This is a genomic window from Aeribacillus pallidus (assembly GCF_050478865.1).
In the GTDB taxonomy this organism is placed as follows: Bacteria; Bacillota; Bacilli; order Bacillales; family JACDOC01; genus JACDOC01.
This window is the reverse complement of sequence record NZ_JBCNBW010000035.1, coordinates 1-21,292: the sequence shown is the minus strand read 5'-3', so window position 1 is coordinate 21,292 and position 21,292 is coordinate 1. Positions and strand designations below refer to the sequence as shown.

Annotated in this window: 22 protein-coding genes; all 22 read left to right on the top strand. The window is 37.3% G+C overall.

What is annotated here, in order from left to right:
- Positions 1 to 30: 30 nt before the first annotated feature.
- The 22 genes from ABES52_RS08690 to ABES52_RS08585 all read left to right on the top strand — a co-directional run bounded on the left by ABES52_RS08690 (position 31) and on the right by ABES52_RS08585 (position 20,792).
- Complete coding sequence (locus ABES52_RS08690; RefSeq protein WP_429650761.1) at positions 31 to 1,179, top strand: DegT/DnrJ/EryC1/StrS family aminotransferase; 1,149 nt, start codon at positions 31 to 33, stop codon at positions 1,177 to 1,179.
- A gap of 39 nt (positions 1,180 to 1,218) precedes the next feature.
- Complete coding sequence (locus tag ABES52_RS08685; protein WP_429650760.1) at positions 1,219 to 2,469, top strand: lipopolysaccharide biosynthesis protein; 1,251 nt, start codon at positions 1,219 to 1,221, stop codon at positions 2,467 to 2,469.
- A gap of 168 nt (positions 2,470 to 2,637) precedes the next feature.
- Positions 2,638 to 3,768, top strand: a complete 1,131-nt coding sequence (locus ABES52_RS08680; protein ID WP_429650759.1) for a glycosyltransferase family 52 — start codon at positions 2,638 to 2,640, stop codon at positions 3,766 to 3,768.
- A gap of 42 nt (positions 3,769 to 3,810) precedes the next feature.
- Positions 3,811 to 4,575, top strand: coding sequence for a metallophosphoesterase (locus tag ABES52_RS08675; protein WP_429650758.1), 765 nt, complete (start codon positions 3,811 to 3,813; stop codon positions 4,573 to 4,575).
- 67 nt (positions 4,576 to 4,642) lie between these two features.
- Positions 4,643 to 4,783, top strand: a complete 141-nt coding sequence (locus ABES52_RS08670; RefSeq protein ID WP_429650757.1) for a hypothetical protein — start codon at positions 4,643 to 4,645, stop codon at positions 4,781 to 4,783.
- Between the two features lie 112 nt (positions 4,784 to 4,895).
- Positions 4,896 to 5,267, top strand: coding sequence for a hypothetical protein (locus ABES52_RS08665; RefSeq protein WP_429650756.1), 372 nt, complete (start codon positions 4,896 to 4,898; stop codon positions 5,265 to 5,267).
- Entirely contained in the window at positions 5,260 to 6,729 is a 1,470-nt protein-coding gene (locus tag ABES52_RS08660) for a GMC family oxidoreductase N-terminal domain-containing protein (protein ID WP_429650755.1), read from the top strand. Before ABES52_RS08665 ends, ABES52_RS08660 begins: the two co-directional genes overlap by 8 nt.
- 124 nt (positions 6,730 to 6,853) lie before the next feature.
- Positions 6,854 to 7,729 (top strand): decaprenyl-phosphate phosphoribosyltransferase, encoded by an 876-nt coding sequence (locus ABES52_RS08655; protein WP_429650754.1) that lies wholly within the window; start codon positions 6,854 to 6,856, stop codon positions 7,727 to 7,729.
- Between the two features lie 95 nt (positions 7,730 to 7,824).
- Positions 7,825 to 9,180 carry an FAD-binding oxidoreductase gene (locus ABES52_RS08650; RefSeq protein ID WP_429650753.1) on the top strand — a complete coding sequence of 452 codons (1,356 nt, stop codon included), beginning with the start codon at positions 7,825 to 7,827 and terminating at the stop codon, positions 9,178 to 9,180.
- Positions 9,177 to 9,917 (top strand): SDR family oxidoreductase, encoded by a 741-nt coding sequence (locus ABES52_RS08645; RefSeq protein WP_429650752.1) that lies wholly within the window; start codon positions 9,177 to 9,179, stop codon positions 9,915 to 9,917. Before ABES52_RS08650 ends, ABES52_RS08645 begins: the two co-directional genes overlap by 4 nt.
- A gap of 13 nt (positions 9,918 to 9,930) precedes the next feature.
- Entirely contained in the window at positions 9,931 to 10,893 is a 963-nt protein-coding gene (locus ABES52_RS08640; RefSeq protein ID WP_429650751.1) for a lysylphosphatidylglycerol synthase transmembrane domain-containing protein, read from the top strand.
- A 16-nt stretch (positions 10,894 to 10,909) separates the two neighbouring features.
- Positions 10,910 to 11,341: a divergent PAP2 family protein gene (locus ABES52_RS08635; RefSeq protein WP_429650750.1), complete on the top strand. Its 432-nt coding sequence runs from the start codon at positions 10,910 to 10,912 to the stop codon at positions 11,339 to 11,341.
- A 243-nt stretch (positions 11,342 to 11,584) separates the two neighbouring features.
- Positions 11,585 to 13,186 carry an ArnT family glycosyltransferase gene (locus tag ABES52_RS08630; RefSeq protein ID WP_429650749.1) on the top strand — a complete coding sequence of 534 codons (1,602 nt, stop codon included), beginning with the start codon at positions 11,585 to 11,587 and terminating at the stop codon, positions 13,184 to 13,186.
- 114 nt (positions 13,187 to 13,300) lie between these two features.
- Positions 13,301 to 13,909 carry a YveK family protein gene (locus ABES52_RS08625; RefSeq protein ID WP_429650748.1) on the top strand — a complete coding sequence of 203 codons (609 nt, stop codon included), beginning with the start codon at positions 13,301 to 13,303 and terminating at the stop codon, positions 13,907 to 13,909.
- A 94-nt stretch (positions 13,910 to 14,003) separates the two neighbouring features.
- Complete coding sequence (neuC, locus tag ABES52_RS08620) at positions 14,004 to 15,176, top strand: UDP-N-acetylglucosamine 2-epimerase (RefSeq protein ID WP_429650747.1); 1,173 nt, start codon at positions 14,004 to 14,006, stop codon at positions 15,174 to 15,176.
- On the top strand, positions 15,173 to 16,078 hold the full coding sequence (locus ABES52_RS08615) for a methionyl-tRNA formyltransferase (protein ID WP_429650746.1): 906 nt from the start codon (positions 15,173 to 15,175) through the stop codon (positions 16,076 to 16,078). The genes neuC and ABES52_RS08615 overlap by 4 nt, the downstream gene beginning before the upstream one ends.
- Positions 16,075 to 16,743, top strand: a complete 669-nt coding sequence (locus tag ABES52_RS08610) for a PIG-L deacetylase family protein (protein ID WP_429650745.1) — start codon at positions 16,075 to 16,077, stop codon at positions 16,741 to 16,743. The genes ABES52_RS08615 and ABES52_RS08610 overlap by 4 nt, the downstream gene beginning before the upstream one ends.
- Positions 16,744 to 17,823 carry an N-acetylneuraminate synthase gene (gene neuB, locus ABES52_RS08605; RefSeq protein ID WP_429650744.1) on the top strand — a complete coding sequence of 360 codons (1,080 nt, stop codon included), beginning with the start codon at positions 16,744 to 16,746 and terminating at the stop codon, positions 17,821 to 17,823.
- Entirely contained in the window at positions 17,820 to 18,479 is a 660-nt protein-coding gene (locus tag ABES52_RS08600; protein WP_429650743.1) for an acetyltransferase, read from the top strand. The genes neuB and ABES52_RS08600 overlap by 4 nt, the downstream gene beginning before the upstream one ends.
- Entirely contained in the window at positions 18,472 to 19,173 is a 702-nt protein-coding gene (locus ABES52_RS08595) for an acylneuraminate cytidylyltransferase family protein (RefSeq protein WP_429650742.1), read from the top strand. The genes ABES52_RS08600 and ABES52_RS08595 overlap by 8 nt, the downstream gene beginning before the upstream one ends.
- Positions 19,174 to 19,377: 204 nt before the next feature.
- Positions 19,378 to 20,001: a sugar transferase gene (locus ABES52_RS08590; RefSeq protein ID WP_429650818.1), complete on the top strand. Its 624-nt coding sequence runs from the start codon at positions 19,378 to 19,380 to the stop codon at positions 19,999 to 20,001.
- A gap of 2 nt (positions 20,002 to 20,003) precedes the next feature.
- A complete protein-coding gene (locus ABES52_RS08585; RefSeq protein WP_429650741.1) occupies positions 20,004 to 20,792 on the top strand; it encodes a GNAT family N-acetyltransferase in 789 nt (262 codons plus the stop codon).
- Positions 20,793 to 21,292: the final 500 nt, after the last annotated feature.

Below are 21,292 nucleotides of genomic sequence, written 5' to 3'. Positions count from 1 at the left end.
AAAGAGAAATAAATGTTAGGAGAATCTTTTATGACGAATAAGAGAATTTTTTTGTCCTCGCCTCATATGAGTGGGAAAGAAATCGATTATGTAAAAGAAGCGTTTCTTACAAATTGGGTCGCACCTCTAGGACCGCATGTTAATTTATTTGAAAAAGAATTATCTCAAGTCGTAGGATCAAAAGGAGCAGTCGCTGTAAGTTCCGGTACAGCAGGTATCCATCTTGCGTTAAAGCTGTTAAATGTAGGGAAAGGGGATGTCGTGTTTTGTTCTAGCCTAACCTTTGTGGCAAGTGCCAATCCCATTCTTTATGAAGGGGCAACTCCTGTTTTTATAGATTCGGAGCCTTTTACATGGAACATGTCACCACAAGCGTTAAAGAGGGCTTTTGAAGATGCAAGAAGGGAAGGAAAACTACCAAAAGCTGTTATTATCGTCCATTTATACGGACAAAGTGCTGATATGGATTTATTGCTATCAATATGTGAGGAATACCAGGTGCCAGTTATTGAAGATGCCGCTGAATCGCTTGGTGCAACTTATAAAGGAAAGGCAAGCGGGACTTTAGGCAAATTTGGGGTTTATTCATTTAACGGTAATAAAATTATTACTTCTTCAGGAGGAGGTATGTTAGTTTCGGATGATGAAGAAGCTCTTGAAAAGGCCCGTTTTTGGGCTACCCAATCAAGAGAGCCAACTAAACATTATGAACATAAAGAAATGGGATACAATTATCGTTTAAGCAATGTATCTGCTGGTATCGGAAGAGCTCAACTTCGTGTTCTAGAAGAACGTGTGAATGCTAGAAGGCAAGTATTTGAACAATATTTTGCAGCACTTTCTGACTATAAGGGAATAACATTTATGCCTGAAGCATCGTTCGGGCGTTCAACCAGATGGCTAACAGCAATGACATTGGATGAGGAACTTATGGGAGTTTCATCGCTCGATTTAATTCATCACCTAGAGAAAGAGAACATCGAAGCACGGCCGGTATGGAAACCTATGCATCTTCAGCCTCTGTTTCAAGGATATCGTTATTATCCACATCAGCCAAATGAAAGTGTATCCGATCTTTTGTTCCAAAAAGGGATTTGTTTGCCATCGGGGTCAAACCTTTCAATTGAAGAACAAAACCGGGTCATTACCTGTATTAAAAATTTCCTCAATCATATATAGAAAGCACAATAAAATATACGAAAGAGAGTATAGGTAAAGATGCTAAATCGTTCCGCGAATAGCTCCCCTTTCTTAGGAAATGCGCTGTTATATACAATAGGTTCTATGATTACTCCGGCAATAGGGTTAATTTTGCTTCCCGTTTACACATCGTATTTAACACCAGGAGAATATGGTACCATCACGACCATTCAAGCGCTGGCAGGGATCCTGCAGCTGGTCATGTTACTGTCCCTTCATGGTGCAATTACAAGACTTTATTACGAATTCTTAGAAAAACCAAATGAGCAAAAAACGTATTTAGGGTCCATCTTCCTTTTTGTTCTCCTTTTTTCAAGTGCTCTTTCCATCTTTCTATTCGTATTGAAACCGATTATTGGGAGTTTGCTATTTAAAAATATTCCTGTTGATCCATTTTATTTTTACTTTATTATTTTATCTTTTTTTACCTCTCTTTCTTCTATCTTTCATTCCGTTATTAGAGTAAAAGAGCGGCCATGGTCAATGATTGGAGGATACATGTTAAAAGGTATTCTCATTCTTTCCATTTCGCTAGTTGTTATCATCAAATTGGAAATGGGGGCCTCTGGGGCATTACTGGCTAATGTTATGGCTGAAGGTATTGTTTTACTCGTTTATTTTTTCATTTGCAAACGTGATATGATTCTTTCCTTATCAAAACCTTATATATGGATGAGTTTGACATTTAGTATTCCCCTTTTACCGCATACGCTAAGTAACTGGTTTATCGTTGCTTCCGATCGCATTATCCTCGAAAAATTTATTCCGTTGGATCAGTTAGGTTATTATTCATTAGCTGCCCAGATGGCTACTGTTCTTCGGTTGCTCTATATGAGTATTAATAGTGCTTATGTTCCGAGATATAACTTGTTACAAAAACAAGGGAAAACCACTGAAAATATGAATACTTATTTTTTTGCCATCATTTTGGTTACGGGATTTCTAGCCATTGTTTCTTCTGGCTTTTTATTACAACTTTTGGCATCTGAGTCATACTATCCTGCGCAGAAATTTCTCCCTTTTTTATTCATTGGAGAAATGATTCAGGGAGTAAACTTTATCATTGCAGCTAAACTTCTGTATTCAAAAAAAACGGGCAGTGTTTCAGCAAGCAGTTTTATAGCTGGGGCTATTAACTTGGTTATCAATCTTTCTCTTATTCCTGTTATTGGAGTATGGGGAGCGGTTGTTTCCACAATAGCAGCTGAAAGTATACGGTTTGGCTTTAATTTCATGTGGCTAAAACGAATGAAACGCCTTCATTTATAAAAAGACGAGACTTTCACAAAGCCTGGAGCGGTTGAAACCTTAATTACACCTCAACTGTTTAACCAACACCTCGTTTCTGGTCCGTTTATGCCAGAAAGCTGACACGAGATTTATATATACTGACAATTTAATAAAAGGGCAATCCTAAAAATGTGGAGGCTCAACTTGATGGGTACAAAAGTATTATTTGTCGTTAGTTCCAACTTTCAAATGATGTTCGCTTATTTTCTCACTCATTATATACATGGAGAAGTTCAATACTTAATCCTGGACTCACAAAATTCAGAAGTGAATGATATGGCTATTAAAGCGGCAGAGAAAAACAAAGCCTGGGTAATACCGGGCTTGAAAAAAACGGTGAAAGGAATCGTATTTGATAACAAAAAAGTGTTTAAAAAGGTGGCGGATATCGTCCGTAATGAATCTCCGACAACGGTTATTTTATTTAAGGATAATGATTTTTTAACTTGTCAGGTGATTGAGTCGGCATCACGAATAGGTTCAAAAATTACTCTCGTTCAAGAAGGGGTTGGAATCTACAGGTATCCTGAATTGTATGTTAAACAATGGCTAACAATGAAAATTCCTATATTATTGGGGTATCCCCGGGTTTACCATGGGACACAGGGATTGCATCCAAAAGTAAACGCTATTGCGGTTACAGATCCTGAAAAGCTTCCGTCTATCAAAAAAAGATCGAAACAATTAATAGAAATTCCTCAAACAGCACCTCCGCGTCACTTATTGGACACATATTCTGAAATCATTCCCGAACATATGCTTCAGCCTTTAAAAGGACATCCATCCAGCCTGTTATATATCGGACAGCCTTTATCAAAGCTTGGGGTTATAAAGCTGGAGGAAGAAATAGCTTTTCTTCAGAAGCTTCTTTTGATTGCGAAAAAGAATAGGCTCAAACTTTTAGTTAAACCTCATCCATTTGAAGATTTGGATAAATATGCTGTATTCAAAAACGAATTAACGCTGATATCCAATAGTCTGCCTGCGGAAATGATTCCTCTTTTTCTTTCATTAACTTGCGTTGTCACCCCTTATTCATCAGCGGCAGGTAATATGAGCTCGTGGTTTCACACTCCCGTGATCTATGTACATGATCTGTTATTAAAACGAAAACTCAACATCGATCATGAATTAAATGGGATTTTTGCAAACAATTACACCGAACTAAATGATTTGATTAATCAATATTCTTCCGAAAAAATCAACTCACTGCCACTTCGTGTTGAGAAAGAGAAAGAAATGAGCTATCAACAGTTCGTCACGACATTGCTTCACTAGTTGTTTCCAAAAAGTTGTCAATGGTAAGGAGTATGGAAATCGATGTCGATATTAATAGGGTTAACGTTTTTTTTCATTACTTATTACATGTTATTCGTGTTCCCAACCTGGTGGGTCAGAATCGTTCGTGTGGAAACACCTTTAGGACTCAATAAAACTGTTCTCCAGCTCAGTGATCTTCATGTAGAGAGATTAAGGGTATCTCCTGAACGGTTAAAAAAATTCATCAACAGAGAATGCATCGATTACATTTTTTTAACGGGTGATTACCTTGACGAAACGTGGGCCCTCCCCAAATTGGAAGCTTATTTAAAAGTATTGGAGGAATCGAATATTCCTGTATTTGCCGTTTTAGGTAATCATGATTACCGTCTCCCTGACATTGCTTATTTGAAAACACTATTTCGGAATTATCACATTTTCCTTCTTGAAAATGAGACGGTCTCATTGGACGGCTTTACCCTGATGGGGATTGATCCTTATAAAAAGGAATGGAAAAGATTTATTCAAAATCATACAGCACAGCCGTTTAACGAGCGACTTATCATTCTTTGTCATGATCCTAACTGTTTTGAACACATCATTTTTAATTATGACCTTGGATTAGCAGGGCATTTTCATGGGAAACAACTAAACATCCCTTTTCTTTTTAAATTGAAGCCAATGGGTCCTTTTGCTAAAAAAGGGATCTATACAGGCAAGCACCAGTTGACCACAGGGAAACTTTATATTTCAAACGGTCTTGGTCAAACCAAATGGAATATCCGTTTTTTAGTACGAAGTGAGATGACGATTCATATCGTTTAAATATGATTTGTCCTTTATAAGAAAGGCTATGTTATATGTCATTGTTGATTTTTAGCAAGTTGTTCACATGAGCGAAAGGCGGCGACTCCAGCGGGAACAAGAAGCCGCAAGACCCATACTTGAGCGCAGCGAGGGAAGCGGCTTGCACCTTGCCCGCGGAAAGCGTACGCCACAAGCGAAATGGATAAATATCAACCGTATCGTTTAACAGACATTCATGCCAAATGACATTGGCACATCGCTGAATGAAATAACAGTAGAAGTTATCCACAGTTATTTTAGGTTAGAGCCAAAGGAAAATTAAAAAGGAGATATGGCCAATGAAGGGTTTTTTTTATAAAGTGGTTTTCGCCTTATCTCAATCGATTTCATCTCCAATGAAAGAAATCATCGAAGAGAATCACTTCTCTCGCGAGATGACAGATTTTGTAGTTGGGCAGTTTCATAGAATGGCAGGTTATTTACAGCTTGCGCTATTTATCGCAACTATCTTTTTTGGATTTTATGGCATCTTTATTGGAGGTAAACTGTTTCAACACCTTCCAGAGAAATTGAAAGTTCGCCAAGTGAAGTCTTGGAAGCATTCGAAAATTAGTTATTTTAGAGATTTTATCCGTTTTTATGAAAGTCTTATTTATTTATGGTTATTTTCAGAAATAGAACGAAAAATAAGGGAGAATCTTTATGACTAGTCAAATATTCACTGTTTCTCCACAATTTCCAGAAAAGTTAAAAAGTGAAACGGTGGTCGTTGGTTCTGGTCCTGGTGGCGCATTGACAGCGTATTATTTGGCTGAGTCCGGTAGAGATGTTTTGTTGATTGAAGAAGGATCGCTACAACCTTTGGAATCGACTAAATCATTTTCAATTGAAGAAATGGTTGAGAAATACCGAAATGGAGGTATAACTCCTATGTTCGGTTCTCCAAAAATTGTTTATGTCGAAGGAAGAGTTGTTGGAGGAGGAAGCGAGGTAAACAGCGGACTATATCATCGTACTCCTGACTATATTTTGGAAAAATGGAAGAAAAATTTTGACGTTGATGCGTTATCTTATAAGGATATGCTTCCACATTTTGAAGCTTGTGAACAAGCGTTATCGGTATCTACTCTCCCGCATGAACCATCCAAACCTTCGTTAAAGCTTAAACAAGGGGCGGATAAGATGGGATGGGAAGCGGTTGAAGTTCCCCGATGGTTTACTTATAGTCAACAACAAGATCGATACGGTCGATTTCTTAGCCATAAACAATCTATGTCAAAAACGTTTATACCGAAAGCAATCGAACATGGCTGTAAGCTTCTTCCGGATACTTGGATTAAGTCCATTAAGCAAAATGGAGCAAAGTGGGTTTTAATCGGGAAACATCAATCCCAAAGAGAAATAGTCATTGAAACAGAACACTTATTCATTTGTTGTGGAGCGGTACAAACCGCTGCGTTATTAAGAAGAAGCGGAATCAAACAAAATATTGGTAACACGCTTCAAGTCCATCCGACATTAAAGGTAATTGCACAGTTTGACGAGATAATTAATGATTTGGATCTGGGGGTACCTGTATTTCAAGTCAAAAACTTTGCTCCTAGACTCAGTTTCGGCTGTTCGATAAGCTCTCCTCCCTATCTAGCAACCGGAATGATTGATCATCCTGATTTTTTAAATAAAGTAGTTGAAAACTGGGAGACGATGGCTGTTTATTATGCGATGATAACAGGGCACGGAAGAGGAACGGTTCGAACGATTCCAGGCTTTAGAGATCCGGTGGTGCGCTATCATCTTACTGAGGAAGATTTAAGGGATCTTTCTGATGGGCTCTATAAACTCTCTTGCTTACTATTTGAAGCGGGAGCATCTGTTATTTACCCGAGCATATCTGGCATGAATAGGTTTAGTAATCGGTTACACTTAAAAGATATCCCGGAGGTTCTTCCTACATCAAAAACAAATTTAATGACGATTCATCTGTTTTCATCCTGTCCAATGGGGGAAAAGAAAGAAATTTGTGCGACGGATTCCTTTGGAAAAGTGCATGGATTTTCAAATCTGTACATTTCTGATGCTAGTTTGCTTTGCACTGCCCCCGGGGTAAATCCACAAGGCTCTATCATGGCAATTTCAAGAAGAAATGTTCTTAAATTTCTAGGGAAGCTTTAAAATAGGATGTTATAAATACCCTTAATTCCGTTGATTTGTAACCCCGTTTTTTAGTCAAGCATACTATACTACAAATTCGTCTTAGGAGGGTTACAAATGATCTTTAAGAATGAAGTGGTTAAATATGAATCTATCTAATCTCCTAAAGGTAATGGCTCTACTTTTTATACAATTGCGACCCAAACAATGGACGAAAAATCTTATTGTCTTCGCAGCTCCGCTTTACTCCATGCAACTTGTCAATCCTAATGTATTTTGGAAATCTCTAGTCAGCTTCTTTTTATTTTGCTTTATTTCCGGGTGTGTTTATATCTTGAACGATTTTGTCGATCGGAAAGCCGACAGGATGCATCCTGATAAAAAACATCGACCGATGGCATCAGGAGCTTTAAATCCCAATTTAGCACTAACATTCGGGTTTCTTCTTTTTGTCTCCTCCGTTTGGGTTGCTAACTTGTTTAACGTTTCCTTTGCTTTATGCCTCATACTCTATTTCACCTTAAATGTATTCTACTCACTTCGATTAAAACATGTCGTCTTAATAGACATTTTATTAATAGCCTCCGGGTTTGTATTACGAGCTGTTGGAGGTGCACTTGTGATCGATGTTCCTTTGACAGAATGGTTTTTACTTTGTGCTTTATGGTTATCGATGTTTTTAGCTGTTAGTAAAAGAAGACAAGAACTTTATTTATTACAGAACAAAAAAGGATCACATCGGAAAGTATTAGAGAGTTACTCCGTTGCGTTACTTGATCAGTACAATAGCATTTTTGCCACCACCACCATCATTAGTTACTCACTTTTCGTCATTAGTTCAGAACATTCCAATCTGTTAATGTGGAGCATCCCATTGGTGATTTACGGGATTTGTCGATACCTTTATTTAATTCACCAAGAAGGAAAAGGAGGAAAACCGGAAGAGATTTTATTGGAAGATAAGCATATTTTCATCACGGCGGTTATGTATGTTGTGCTCATTTTAATTAGTCTTTACTAAAATATGGATCATGATCGATAAATCTTCGATGTAGTGTACGGAATTCTTAAAAGCCAAAACCATTTTATAAAAAAATAGATGAAAGGAACAAAAAAATGTTTCGTAAAGAAAAAATAGGCGGATGGGGGAATTACCCAGTAGAGGAATGTTTCGTTTATAGACCCGAAAAACTAAGCGATTTAAAAGAATTGGTTGAGTGGCAGGATGATACTTATAAAATTTCTAGAGGGAATGGAAGAAGCTATGGGGATACAGCCTTAAATGGGGGCCACTCACTTCTCTTACTCTCAAAATTTAATCGTTTCCTGTCATTTGATGCTGAAAGAGGGATTTTAGAATGTGAAGGGGGGACGATGTTAGAAGAAATCATTGAATTCTTTTTACCAAAGGGATATTTCCTTCCAGTCACACCAGGGACCAAATATGTAACCTTAGGAGGGGCCATTGCCAATGATGTTCACGGGAAAAATCATCACAAAGCCGGCTGTCTTTCCGAGCATATTCTTGATTTAAAGCTACTGACGGCTTCCGGAGAAATCCTGACCTGTTCACGGGAACAAAATGCGGACTTATTTTGGGCGACGGTAGGGGGGATTGGACTTACAGGAATTATTCTAAGCGCCCGAATGAAATTGATTCAAGTTAGTAGTACAACTATCGATGTAAATTATCTAAAAGCTACTAACCTTGAGGAAGCGTTCGAATTGTTCCGTCATCATGATCATCTATATGACTATTCAGTTGCATGGATTGATTGTTTAGCAACTGGCGATTCGTTAGGCCGCTCCGTCTTAATGCTAGGAAACCATTCTCCCTCTTCAGAAACCACATCAAATTTTCTTCCAATAAAACGTAAACGGAAATGGAAGGTCCCGATTGATATGCCTTCATCATTATTAAACCCGTTAACGATTAAAGGATTTAATCATTTTTATTACCACTCTTTCAAGGACGGATCTCATAAAACCATTGATTATGATTCGTATTTTTATCCTTTGGATTCCATTCTCAACTGGAATCGACTTTATGGAAAAAAAGGATTTATTCAGTATCAGGTTGTCTTTCCGGAAGAGACAAGTTTTGCAGGGCTAACAGAAATGCTAAAGAAACTGAGTCAATCTAAAAGGCCATCTTTTTTAGCGGTATTGAAAAGTTTTGGCATGGAAAATAAGGGATTGCTTTCCTTCCCTTTCAAAGGTCATACATTGGCTTTGGATTTTCCAGTGAAAGACCAAACCATCTTTCCGTTTTTAAAAGAAATGGATGAGTTAGTTCTTCGTTATAATGGTCGAATATACCTTGCAAAAGATTCGGTTTTACATCCAGACACCTTTAAGGCGATGTACCCTAAATTAGAGCAGTTTAAAAAAATAAAAAAGGAAGTCGATCCAAAAGGAATTTTTTCATCGTCGATGTCTAGAAGGCTTGGGATAACGGGGGATTGTCAATGAAACAGGTATTAATAGTAGGTGCGACGTCCGGAATCTCCAAAGCGTTAGCTTATCACTTTGCTTCTAAACATGTAAATCTTATTCTAGCGGGAAGGGATATGGAAGAAATTAACAGGCTTGCAACCGATCTTGAAATCCGATACGGAATTCATGCAAATACCATTTATTTTGACGCATTAAAAGAAGAAAACATCTCGTCTTTTTTTGAAAGATGTCTTCAATTAACTGGTGATTTGGATGGAATAATCGTCTCCTATGGTTTAATGCATGACCAAAAAGAAATGGAACAAAATCGTTCGTCCATTCGTGAAATGATTAACGTGAATTTTACTTCAGTAGTATATATTCTTGAAGAAGCAGCAAGATTTTTTGAGAAAAAACAAAAAGGGTTTATCTGTGCAATCTCGTCCGTTGCTGGAGATCGCGGAAGACGGAATAATTACATTTATGGTGCTTCAAAAGGAGCTATAACGGTTTATTTACAAGGGTTAAGAAATCGACTAGCTCATTCAAAAGTGAATGTACTAACCGTAAAACCGGGTTTTGTCGACACGAAAATGACCTACGGTTTGCTAAAGCCATCGATATTAGTGGCACCTCCCCGAACAATTGCCGCATCGATCTACAAATCAATCCTAAAGAAAAAAGAGATCCTCTACACTCCTTGGTATTGGTTTTATATTATGCAGGTCATTCGAATGGTTCCAGAAAAACTATTTAAATTCATAAAATGGTAAGGGTGCTAGAGCCATGCCTAGACAAAAAAATGAATTGGAAAAGAACAAAAACCTCTCATCCAAAATTGTCACAGGGTTTGTAATCGGAGTGGTTACACTCTCGATCTTTATCCTCTGGGGAGATGTTCAGAAAGTAAGTGGAAAGGTGCTGTCCATTGGATGGACCGTCATTGTTTTAGCTCTTCTCAGTACTTTAATTAGTTACTTTTTTCGGTTTGTGAAATGGCATTATCTGCTTGAACAGATAAAAATTGATTTAAATGTAAAAGACAGTTTCAACATTTGGTTTATTGGCCATTGTATGTCTATGACACCAGGAAAAATAGGAGAATTTATTAAGTCCTACTCCCTAAAAAAATGCTTCCGGATAGAGGTTCACCTGTCTGCTCCGGTTATTTTTGTCGATTTATTATCTGATTTTCTTGCCGTGGTTTTATTGGCTGCGTTAGGAGTCGTCATTTTTCAGTTTGGCTTGCTCTTTTTTTTAATAGTTTTGATTGGGACTATTTTGTTTTTCTTGATTTTACAATCAAGAAAAATGGTTACGTGGATAATAGAAAAATTAGCCTCCTTTCATATCGTCAATAAATACAAAGAGCAATTGCTCCTGTTTTATGAAAGTATATACCAGTTAATAGGACCAAAAATTATATTGGTTTCATTTGTAATAAGTATCGTAGCTTGGTTTTTGGAATGCGTGTCCATGTTTATTATTCTTAAAGGGATGGGTATTGATCTTAATCTTCTCCATTCAATCTTTATGTTTTCGTTTTCAACATTAGCAGGAGCATTATCGATGATTCCTGGCGGGGTAGGAGTTACAGAAGGTAGTTTAACAGGAATGTTACTTTATTTTGGAATGGAGAAATCAACGGCTGTTTCCGTGACATTATTGGTCCGATTAGTCACCTTGTGGCTAGGGTTTTTAATCGGGTTATTCGTTTATATAAGAACAAGAAAACGGTATCAGCTTTGAGTAAGGAGGTGGAGAAATGTTGTATTTTCTAGCTCCTTTTATTGGATGGTTCGTTTCCGGAACAATGAAATTTCTCATTCATTTTTATCAATTTGGTTATCATCATGCACAACAAAAAACTGGAAATGGTGGATTTCCAAGCACCCATGCTACGGTTGTAATGACTCCTACTACTTTAATCGGATTTAGCGAAGGATTTATTAGCCCCCTTTTTGGATTAGGAGTGACCATTTTATGGATTGTGGTCATGGATGCAACAGGTTTAAGAAGATATGTCGGAGAGCACGCGAAACAATTAAATAGCATCAATCGAGCATTTACGTCTGAAGAACAAAATAACTTACAAAGAGAAGAGATTGGTCATTCTAAAATAGAGGTTCTTGGGGGAATCATACTAGGATTTCTGCTTGGATGGCTATTACATGCCCTTGGGGATAAGCTAATTTAATATTTTTTTGGCGTCCTCCCTACATTTATTTTATGTGAGGAAGACGCCCATAAGATCCCCGATTGGTTTAACGTACTACGCGATGTTTTAGTGGCGGATGGGGATACTGTCCAGTAGGCAACACCGTAACTCTATTATTCTGGGAACACGTTTTTTCGCTGGTACGACCTGTGGAGTGGAATCCAAAATGATCGAGGTTCATTATTATAAAGCAAAACATAATGGGAAGGAGAAAAATCTATTGTGGAGAACATCAAGAAAATGATTCAAATTAGAAATGGATTTGTTATTCCAATTCTCTTTGCTATCCTTTTAATTCCTCTATCCTACTTTCATAATACATTTGAAGAATGGGATGGAGTCATTCAATTATTTGCAGGTCGTGGTATTTTTAATGGGGAGGGGTATACAGGCTGGCCTTCCCACTATTGGCCTCCATTGTATTCATCGCTTTCGGGATTCCTCGATTTATTTCTTCCGGGGTTTTTAGCATCTAAACTTATCTCACACGTATCGGGGGTGCTGCTACTTTATGTAGCCTATAAATTAGCCGTAGAGCTAACGGGGAAGAAATCGATTGCCTTATTAACACAACTGTTTTTAGTTGGAAACCCCCTTTTTTTGATATCCTCACTACAGGCTGAAAATCATATGCTGGATTCTCTTTTTTTTGTATCAAGTATTCTCATATTGTTTCAGTCTTTGAAAGCTCCTGAATCGAAACGGTTTATTTTGTTAGGATTGGTTGCCGGGTTAGCCGGATTATCAAGATATACGAGTTATATACTTGTTCCGTTCATCGCCTTAACCATTTTTCGCGCATTTCATTGGAAAAAGGCATGCAAACCGTTGATGATGTTTGCAGGTTCCTTTTTGGTCGTTAATTCTCCATGGTGGCTTATGAACACCATCCAGAATGGCTCTCCGTTTGCTACGTGGCAATATTTAAACATTGGATTTGGATTTTTTGATCGAAATCCAATGTGGTGGTGGAAACTACATGCAGACTTTAACGGAATAACCGATATCATTTTCTCCAATCCATGGGCATATGTTCATCATGTATTTTCGAATATGTTATTAAGTATCCTGCTTTTGGTAGCAACGTGCGTGATCTTAAGTCCATTTGTATTGCCTGCATGGATAGGGAGTTGGTTTTCGATTAAGAAGATTTATTCGGTAAGTCTGTTAATTGGTGTCGTCTTATTTATTATTTTAGTTTCCCAAGCTTTTGTGTTTCCAGAAGTTTTTCTTAGCTGGACTGTTGTATTCACTATTTTATCAATTCACTTGATTAGTAACCTTTTGACCCGTTATGAAAAATGTTATCCTTCGCTCATGGTTATGCGGAAATGGCTTCTACTCTCGCTGCTCAGTTGCGGATTTATAATAACTGGTTATTTGACCTATCAATATATTCAAGAAGACGATTATGATGGTGGACAATTAGCAGACCAGAAAGCCATTACCGAGACGCTTAAAGCTTATGATTCGAATATCGAAGATAAAACAGTGATGGCCGTCAATCCTGCTAGAGCCTATTACTTAGGAACACAATTTTTAATGATCCCTTTATATTATGAGGGAGAAGTAGATGGGATTTATTTCTATGAAGATCTTAATGAGAAGGTGATTCAACATGCACCAAATTCGTTTTCTGGTCCGCTCACCCTACCCGTAAAAAGCGACTATCTTATTTATGATCGATTTACAATGAAGTATCTTCCTCAATTTTCCTTTTTATTTGACCCCGACTCTGAACAAATCCCTTCAAACTTTAAATTAATTTATCAATCAAAAGAAGCTGTGGTTTATGAAATAGAAGAGACTCCATCCCAAGAATAAGATCTACCAAAGGTTCATTTACCAATCCCTTTTCTATTCAAAAGACATCAATAAAGTGTCAAGCGATTTTGTGAATGCATAAATTGTTAAAGAAAAAAAGAAAGGATCAATAGGATGGCAGATAAACCAATTTTATTTAAGGATTATGTTCGCATGTTGTGGAAATATTCATGGGTTATCATTGTGATTACTTTTCTTTTCACTGTGGGAAGTGCGTATATTAGCTTTTATGTTATGAAGCCGACCTATCAAGCGCAGGCTGAAATTTTAGTAAACGAAACGAATGAGGTCGATGAAGGCGAAGGTGAAGTTGAAGAGCAATTAATCAATCTTGATGATCAATTTAAATTAATCGGTACGTACATGGAAATTTTAAAAAGTCCTCGTATTATGGACGGAGTAGAGAGAGAAATTGCCAAAACGGGTAATAGGGAGGACCTTGAACAAAAAGTATCATTCGAGAATGTCGAAAATACCCAGGTAATTAAGATTATCGTAGAAAATGAATCGCCTGAGAAAGCCGCTTACATTGCCAATACTTATGCTTTTTATTTCCAAGAAGAAATTTACGAGTTAATGAAAACAAAGAATGTCCATATCCTTTCAGAAGCCAAAACCAATGCCACACCTGTAAAACCCAAACCTTTTATAAATATTAGTATTTCCTTTATGTTAGGTGTAATGATTTCCTTTTTGATCATTTTTTTGTTTGGAAAAAAGTGAACATTGAAACGGAAGTAAAAATCAGTGGTAGGAAATTAAACCTATTCATAAAATGTTATGAAAAACTTCTTATTGAAAAAATTAGGTGATATTGGTGAATAAACGGAAAATATGCGTGGTCACAGGGACGAGAGCAGAATATGGATTGTTATATTGGCTGATGAAGGAAATTGATACAGATCCCGATTTATCCTTGCAAATTGTTGTAACCGGTATGCATTTATCACCGGAATTTGGTTTAACCTATAGAGTCATCGAGGAAGATCAGTTTAAGATTGATGAAAAAGTGGAAATGCTTCTTTCCAGTGATACACCAGTTGGTATTGCTAAATCAATGGGTATTGCAATAATGGGATTTGCTGATGCCTTTGAACGGTTAAAACCGGATTTACTCGTCGTGTTGGGTGATCGGTATGAAATTTTAGCAGCTGCTCAAGCGGCAATGGTAGCAAGAATTCCTATCGCCCATTTGCACGGAGGAGAAACCACAGAAGGATTAATTGATGAAGCCATCAGACATTCAGTAACAAAGATGTCTCACCTTCATTTTGTAGCAGCTGAACCTTATCGGAAACGGGTCATTCAACTTGGAGAGCATCCAGACCGAGTATGGAATGTAGGGGCGACTTCCATCGACAATATTCAATATTTAAAGTTACTAGAAAAAAAAGAATTAGAAGATTCTATTGGCTTTCAATTAGGAGAAAAAAACTTCCTTATCACTTACCACCCGGTTACATTAAGTAAAACCGGTCCATTCCGCGCGATAAAAGAACTTTTTAAAGCTTTAGATACCTTTCATGATGCACATCTTATTTTTACAAAATCGAATTCCGACACAGAAGGGCGGATTATTAATCAACTGATCGATGAGTACGTCTCGCAGAATCCTGAACGATCAATTGCCTATACATCGTTAGGACAGTTACGGTATTTAAGTGCAATGAAGCATTCAGATGTGGTTATTGGAAATTCTTCCAGCGGATTGGTTGAGGCTCCTTTTCTTCATAAGCCAACGGTCAATATAGGTGATCGCCAAAAGGGAAGACTTAGAGCGAATTCCGTCATCGATTGTAAAGAGAAAGCTGAAGATATTGTTTTGGCGATTAACAAAGCGTTATCGGCAGACTTCCAACAAACATTGAAACGAGTAATATCCCCATATGGTACTGGAAATGTGGCGAATAAAATTAAGAAAATTTTGAAAGAAGTTTCTCTTGAAGATTTACTGATGAAAAAATTTTATGATATGGAGCAACACCAATGAAAATAATTGTCATTGGCTGTGTTCGTTTCAGTCACCAAGCTCTTAAGCAACTGTTATCAATGAAAAATTCAGCAATTGAAGTCATCGGGGTTATTACAAGAAGACAATCAAAAATTAATTCCGATTTTTGTTCGTTAGAACCGCTAGCTAACGCAAACAACATTCCTTGTTTTGTTGCTGAAGGGAATGATCAACTTCCAATGGCCAGGTGGTTGGAAGAGAAAAGTCCAGATGTCATATACTGCTTTGGATGGTCTTATTTATTAAAAAAAGAAATTTTAAACATTCCTAAACTAGGAGTCATTGGCTATCATCCTGCAGCTTTACCCCAAAACAGAGGAAGGCATCCCATCATATGGGCTCTGGCCCTTGGCTTAAAACAAACAGCTTCCACATTCTTTCTCATGGACGAGGGAGCAGATTCAGGAGACATTATTAGTCAACGCTTTGTCACAATTGAGAATACAGATGACGCAGGCACTTTATATCAAAAATTAACGGATATCGCACTCGAACAAATCACTGAAATTACAAAGCAGCTTGCTACAGGCACATTAACGAAATATCCTCAGAATCATTTGCAGTCAAATTATTGGAGAAAACGTTCTGTAAAAGACGGGGAAATCGACTGGAGAATGAGTGCAGAAGGAATTTATAACTTAGTAAGGGCATTAACCCATCCTTACGTTGGGGCCCATTGTATGTATAAAAATGAAGAAGTTAAAATATGGAAAGTACAGATTGTTGAAGATCCAACTTTTACATCCAACATAAAAAACTTGGAACCTGGAAAAGTGTTAAAATCGGACGGAACAACAATTGTTGTCAAATGCGGGGATGGTGCCGTACAGGTTATTGACCATGAATTTAATGATCTTCCTGAGGAAGGGAGTTACTTATGAGCACAATTTTAGTTATAGCCCCACACCCGGATGATGAAACGTTAGGATGTGGAGGAACGTTACTACGGCATAAAGATAATGGAGATGATATTCACTGGCTAATTGTTACGGAAATGACCGTAGAGCACGGTTTTACACAAGAACGTATCAACAATAGAGAGAAGGAAATCAATGAAGTAGCAAATCTTTATGGGTTTGACTCTGTTTCTAAACTTGGTTTTCCTACTGCGCGATTAGATACCGTACCGGTAGAAAAGTTGGTTCAACAAATAGGCGAAACGATTCATCGAATACGTCCTGACATTGTTTATCTTCCATACCCAGGAGATATACACAGCGATCATAAATTTGTGTTTGAAAGCGGGCTCTCTTGTACGAAATGGTTTCGCTATTCATCTATTAAACGGATCCTCGTCTATGAAACTCTTTCAGAAACGGAATTCGGAATCAATCCTTCGAATATAAAATTTACACCAAATGTATATGTGGATATTACCCGCTACCTTGATCAAAAAATTGAAATTATGAAGGTTTTCAAGAGTGAAATGGGAGAATATCCTTTCCCAAGGAGTGATCAAGCGATCAAGGCACTATCTGCCTATCGAGGGGCAACTTCAGGATTTCCTTTTGCAGAATCTTTTATGTTGATAAAGGAAGTGATGTAAGTGGGACATACGTTTATCATTGCAGAGGCAGGGGTTAATCACAATGGAAGCATTCAGCTCGGAAAAGAATTAATTGAAGGCGCTGCAAAAGCTGGGGCGGATGCGATCAAATTTCAAACGTTTATAACAGACTTGTGTTTAACGGAAACGGCAGTAAAAGCCGATTATCAAATAAAGTCAACTGACCCTGACGAATCTCAGTTTGAAATGGTTAAAAAATTGGAATTAAGCCCCAAAATGCATGAGGAACTAATCGAACATTGTAATAAAAATAACATCCTGTTCCTGTCAACACCGTTCGATGAACCAAGTGTAGACCTGTTAGTGAACAAATTTAACGTCCCGCTATTAAAAATTGCTTCCGGAGAAATAACCAATGCTCCGCTGTTGCTGAAAATGGCAAGAACGGGAAAACCGATTCTTTTATCCACTGGGGCAAGTTCGATAGCAGATGTCGAAAAAGCTTTAGGTGTTTTGGCTTTCGGTTATCAATCCACTCACATGCAAACACCTTCGATTGAAGCTTTTGAAAGAGCATATAGCAGTGAAGAGGGACAGAAACTTTTGCAAGAGAACGTAACACTCCTTCACTGTACATCTGAATATCCTGCGCCTTTTGATGAAGTTAATTTAAATGCAATGAAAACGCTTCAAAGGACGTTTTCCCTTCCTGTTGGATATTCGGATCATACGAAAGGAATTGCCATTCCAATAGCCGCTGTAGCTATGGGAGCTGTCGTGATTGAAAAGCATATTACATTGGATTGTAATCTCCCAGGACCTGACCATAGGGCTTCCCTTGAACTAGATGAATTTAGCGAAATGGTTTCCTCTATTCGTCAAGTTGAAGCTTCTCTTGGCCAATCTCTTAAAATCCCCTCTTATTCTGAATTAAAAAACAAACCGGTGATACGAAAGAGTATTGTAGCCTCTAGACAAATCAATAAAGGAGAAACGTTTTCAAGCGAAAACTTAACGATAAAGAGGCCGGGAGATGGGGTTTCCCCATTTTATTATTGGGAGTATTTGGGGAAAAAGGCGAACAAAACGTATCAAAAAAATGAGCGGGTTTTCTTATGAATAAGCCGTTGATTATTATCGGATGCGGAGGGCATGCTTCAGTATTGACTGATATTTTGAAACTCCAAAACCGCTCCATTTTAGGTTATATAGATGATAATCCCCTAGTCAGAAGTTCTCCAAGACATATTATAGGAGATAATCAAAAGATTTTAGAATACCACCAAGACGAAATTCATTTAGTGAATGGAATCGGTTCAGTAGGCAGCACCAAGAAAAGAGAATATATGTTTAGAAAGTTTAAAAAATTAGGTTATACCTTTGAAAATATTATTCACCCTTCTGCCATTATTGCAACGAATGTTGTGTTAGAAGAGGGTGTTCAAATTATGGCAGGCGTTGTTATTCAACCAGGAGTAGTGATTGGCGCGAACTCCATTGTTAATACAAAAGCATCTGTTGACCATGATTGTATAATTGGTGAACATGTTCATTTAGCACCTGGCGTAACGTTATCAGGAAACGTTCATGTTGAAAAACGTTGTCATGTAGGAACAGGGGCAACCGTTATTCAAGGAATTCATATTGGAGAAGCTGCGTTAGTTGGAGCAGGTGCGCTTGTGAATAAAGACGTAAAGAAAGGTGTAAAAGTCCTTGGAGTACCAGCAAGGGAAGTAGGTACAGCAATTCGATATCAGGAGGAGTCCCATGATTAATGGTGAACGTATACTGGGGATCATACCAGCAAGGGGCGGTTCGAAGGGAATACCAGGTAAAAATATACGCCCATTAGCAGGTAAGCCCCTTTTAGCTTGGACAATTGAAGAAGCTAAAAAATCAAAGTATATTGACAGGCTGGTGTTATCTTCAGATGATGAAAAAATCATTGAAGTAGCCAAACAATATGGTTGTGAAGTCCCGTTTATTCGACCAAAAGAACTAGCATTAGACCACTCTTCTTCCGTTGAAGTTATTTTACATTGTCTTCAACATCTCGATGACTACGATTGGGTCATCCAGCTTCAACCAACTTCCCCTTTCCGTACCACAAACGATATCGATCAATGTATTGAATATTGTATAAAGAAAAATGCCAATTCATGTGTATCTGTTACTGAAACCGAAAAAAGTCCTTTTTGGATGTATTTTATGGATCAGGAAGCAAAGTTGAGAAAAGTCATTGATTTGAATCAATCAGCTCTAAGACGCCAGGACCTGCCAAAAGTATTTTCATTGAATGGGGCCATTTATATCGCGAGATGTAAATGGTTTCAAGAAAAGAAAACGTTTCTATCAACAGAGACGGTTGGATTTTGTATGCCTAGAGAGCGTTCCTTAGATATCGATACAGAGTGGGATCTGAAGTTGGCCGCTGCCATAAAAGCTGCTCAAACCTTTGAGGAGGAATAAGAACTTTTCAAATACCCAATTCTCATTCCAAACGTTCCCTTCGCATTATATCTTCATAAAATGAAATACAAAAGGAAAGATTTTTGTTAGTAGTAAGGGGACGTAATGTGGATAGCAAACGATATGTCAATTTAATAAATAGTTGATAGATAAAAAGATGTATATAGCTAAGGTGATACATTAAAGGGGTGAGATGGTGTGGGGATGAAGTGGAAACGTCTATTTGATTTTTTTACAGCTCTATTTTTAATTATTCTTTTTATGCCAATTATTTTATGCGTTGCTTTGTTAGTAAAAATTTATCTAGGTTCTCCCATTTTATTTAAGCAGTTACGCCCAGGCTTAAATGCCAAACCATTTTATATTTATAAATTTCGAACGATGACGAATGATAAAGATGAACAAGGAAATCTTCTACCTGAAGAAAAACGAGTGACTCGGTTTGGGAACTTACTAAGAAAATACAGTCTAGATGAATTACCACAATTATTTAATGTCATTAAAGGGGATCTTAGCTTAGTCGGACCCAGACCTTTATTTACGAAGTACTTGCCCTATTATACAGAAAGGGAAATGAAAAGACATTCCGTAAAGCCAGGCATTACCGGGTTGTCACAAATATCAGGTAGAAATCTGTTAGGGTGGGACGAAAGACTAGAGTTGGATGTTAAATATGTAGAAGAACGATCATTTTGGTTGGATATGAAAATATTATTAATAACCGTCATTAAAGTTTTCAAAAAGGATGGTGTGGCGGAATTTTCTAACAGACCTATGTTAGATTTAGACGAAGAACGCCGTTTAAAGAATAAAGAGAGGGATATATGAACATGAAAATATTACCTTTAAGTACGGAGCATGTTGACGATGTCATCACACTGATAAAGTCTGGTATGGACCCGTATTTATTTTCCTTGATGATTTATGCATGTCCAGGTTACAAAAACTATGTAAACTCTATTGTAAATGTTCCATATCAGTACTCTAATTGCATATTTTTTGGAGCATTTATTGAGGAGAAGTTAGCCGGATTCTTGGAATGCCGATTAACCAAAAATACATTACATTATAATAATCTTTTTATTTCTCCTGAAATAAGAGGCTCCGGAATAGGTAAAGAATTAATGAAGAGAGGATGTAAACTTGCTAAAGAGCAAGGTATTTCACACCTAACCTGTGATGTCTTTGATCAAAATGTCACAACTAAAGCCTGGAAAGAAAGAACTGGATTTCAGGTGACAGAAAAAACCTATTGGTTTATGGGAAAAAATCCTTATCATACAAATTCAAATGAGAATATACCATTTAAATTAAAAAACTACCCTCAAACTGAAGTCGCACAAAAAACATACAACTTTTCATTATTAGAAATCGAAACAACTAATGGGGAATATACAATAGGACTGGTAAATGATCAGTATCTTCGAATAACAGATATAAAATGCTTACAGGATTCAGACTTACTTAAAGCTCTGTCTATTATCGAACCTAACCGTACCCTACTTGTTTTATCTCCAAGCCCAGATATACAATCGTTACCGAACTTAAAGTTCATATGTAGTAATAGCAGATTCAAATGTCTATTGACTGAATACCAATATTATAAGGAAGTTTCCTAGAGTTCAAAACTGAATTATCCTTTAAAAAATTTCTGTCATTGACCATACACAAAGAAGGTTTAAACAAAATCTAGCTGAATATTATCCAACATTGAATCTAAATGAAGACGACACAACTTAGTTCATGATGTTAGTTGTGCCGTCTATGTTTTTTTAGAGGCCTTAGCTCATTCTTATGGTTTTAACCATTTGTATAACTGTACTCCTTCTTTTTACGCTTAAGCTAAAAGAGGAGAGACTTATCTAGGAGAAAAAAATGAAACATTCGTAACTCCAAATATTAAGCTAAAGCATCTCAGTATTTGGAGTGTTAGGTGGTGAAACAGAGGTGTCTGGAAAAATGGTAAAATTAAGTGTACATGATAATTGGAACACGTATATAGAAAAATTCCCTAAATTAGATGTTTATTATTCAAAGGAATACGTCCAATTATTTGCTGATGTAGAAGATGGGGTACCGGAAGCCGTTTATTATGAAAATAAGGACGGAAAAGTATTTT

Excerpts from the sequence above, each read along its gene's own strand:
- ABES52_RS08595 (WP_429650742.1), top strand. The coding sequence starts at position 18,472 with ATGATTAATGGTGAACGTATACTGGGGATCATACCAGCAAGGGGCGGT.
- ABES52_RS08635 (WP_429650750.1), top strand. The coding sequence starts at position 10,910 with ATGTTGTATTTTCTAGCTCCTTTTATTGGATGGTTCGTTTCCGGAACA.
- ABES52_RS08650 (WP_429650753.1), top strand. The coding sequence starts at position 7,825 with ATGTTTCGTAAAGAAAAAATAGGCGGATGGGGGAATTACCCAGTAGAG.
- ABES52_RS08590 (WP_429650818.1), top strand. The coding sequence starts at position 19,378 with ATGAAGTGGAAACGTCTATTTGATTTTTTTACAGCTCTATTTTTAATT.
- ABES52_RS08665 (WP_429650756.1), top strand. The coding sequence starts at position 4,896 with ATGAAGGGTTTTTTTTATAAAGTGGTTTTCGCCTTATCTCAATCGATT.
- ABES52_RS08655 (WP_429650754.1), top strand. The coding sequence starts at position 6,854 with ATGAATCTATCTAATCTCCTAAAGGTAATGGCTCTACTTTTTATACAA.
- ABES52_RS08585 (WP_429650741.1), top strand. The coding sequence starts at position 20,004 with ATGAAAATATTACCTTTAAGTACGGAGCATGTTGACGATGTCATCACA.
- ABES52_RS08640 (WP_429650751.1), top strand. The coding sequence starts at position 9,931 with ATGCCTAGACAAAAAAATGAATTGGAAAAGAACAAAAACCTCTCATCC.
- ABES52_RS08675 (WP_429650758.1), top strand. The coding sequence starts at position 3,811 with ATGTCGATATTAATAGGGTTAACGTTTTTTTTCATTACTTATTACATG.
- ABES52_RS08600 (WP_429650743.1), top strand. The coding sequence starts at position 17,820 with ATGAATAAGCCGTTGATTATTATCGGATGCGGAGGGCATGCTTCAGTA.
- ABES52_RS08680 (WP_429650759.1), top strand. The coding sequence starts at position 2,638 with ATGGGTACAAAAGTATTATTTGTCGTTAGTTCCAACTTTCAAATGATG.
- ABES52_RS08670 (WP_429650757.1), top strand. The coding sequence starts at position 4,643 with ATGAGCGAAAGGCGGCGACTCCAGCGGGAACAAGAAGCCGCAAGACCC.
- ABES52_RS08645 (WP_429650752.1), top strand. The coding sequence starts at position 9,177 with ATGAAACAGGTATTAATAGTAGGTGCGACGTCCGGAATCTCCAAAGCG.
- ABES52_RS08625 (WP_429650748.1), top strand. The coding sequence starts at position 13,301 with ATGGCAGATAAACCAATTTTATTTAAGGATTATGTTCGCATGTTGTGG.
- ABES52_RS08690 (WP_429650761.1), top strand. The coding sequence starts at position 31 with ATGACGAATAAGAGAATTTTTTTGTCCTCGCCTCATATGAGTGGGAAA.
- ABES52_RS08660 (WP_429650755.1), top strand. The coding sequence starts at position 5,260 with ATGACTAGTCAAATATTCACTGTTTCTCCACAATTTCCAGAAAAGTTA.
- ABES52_RS08615 (WP_429650746.1), top strand. The coding sequence starts at position 15,173 with ATGAAAATAATTGTCATTGGCTGTGTTCGTTTCAGTCACCAAGCTCTT.
- ABES52_RS08610 (WP_429650745.1), top strand. The coding sequence starts at position 16,075 with ATGAGCACAATTTTAGTTATAGCCCCACACCCGGATGATGAAACGTTA.
- ABES52_RS08685 (WP_429650760.1), top strand. The coding sequence starts at position 1,219 with ATGCTAAATCGTTCCGCGAATAGCTCCCCTTTCTTAGGAAATGCGCTG.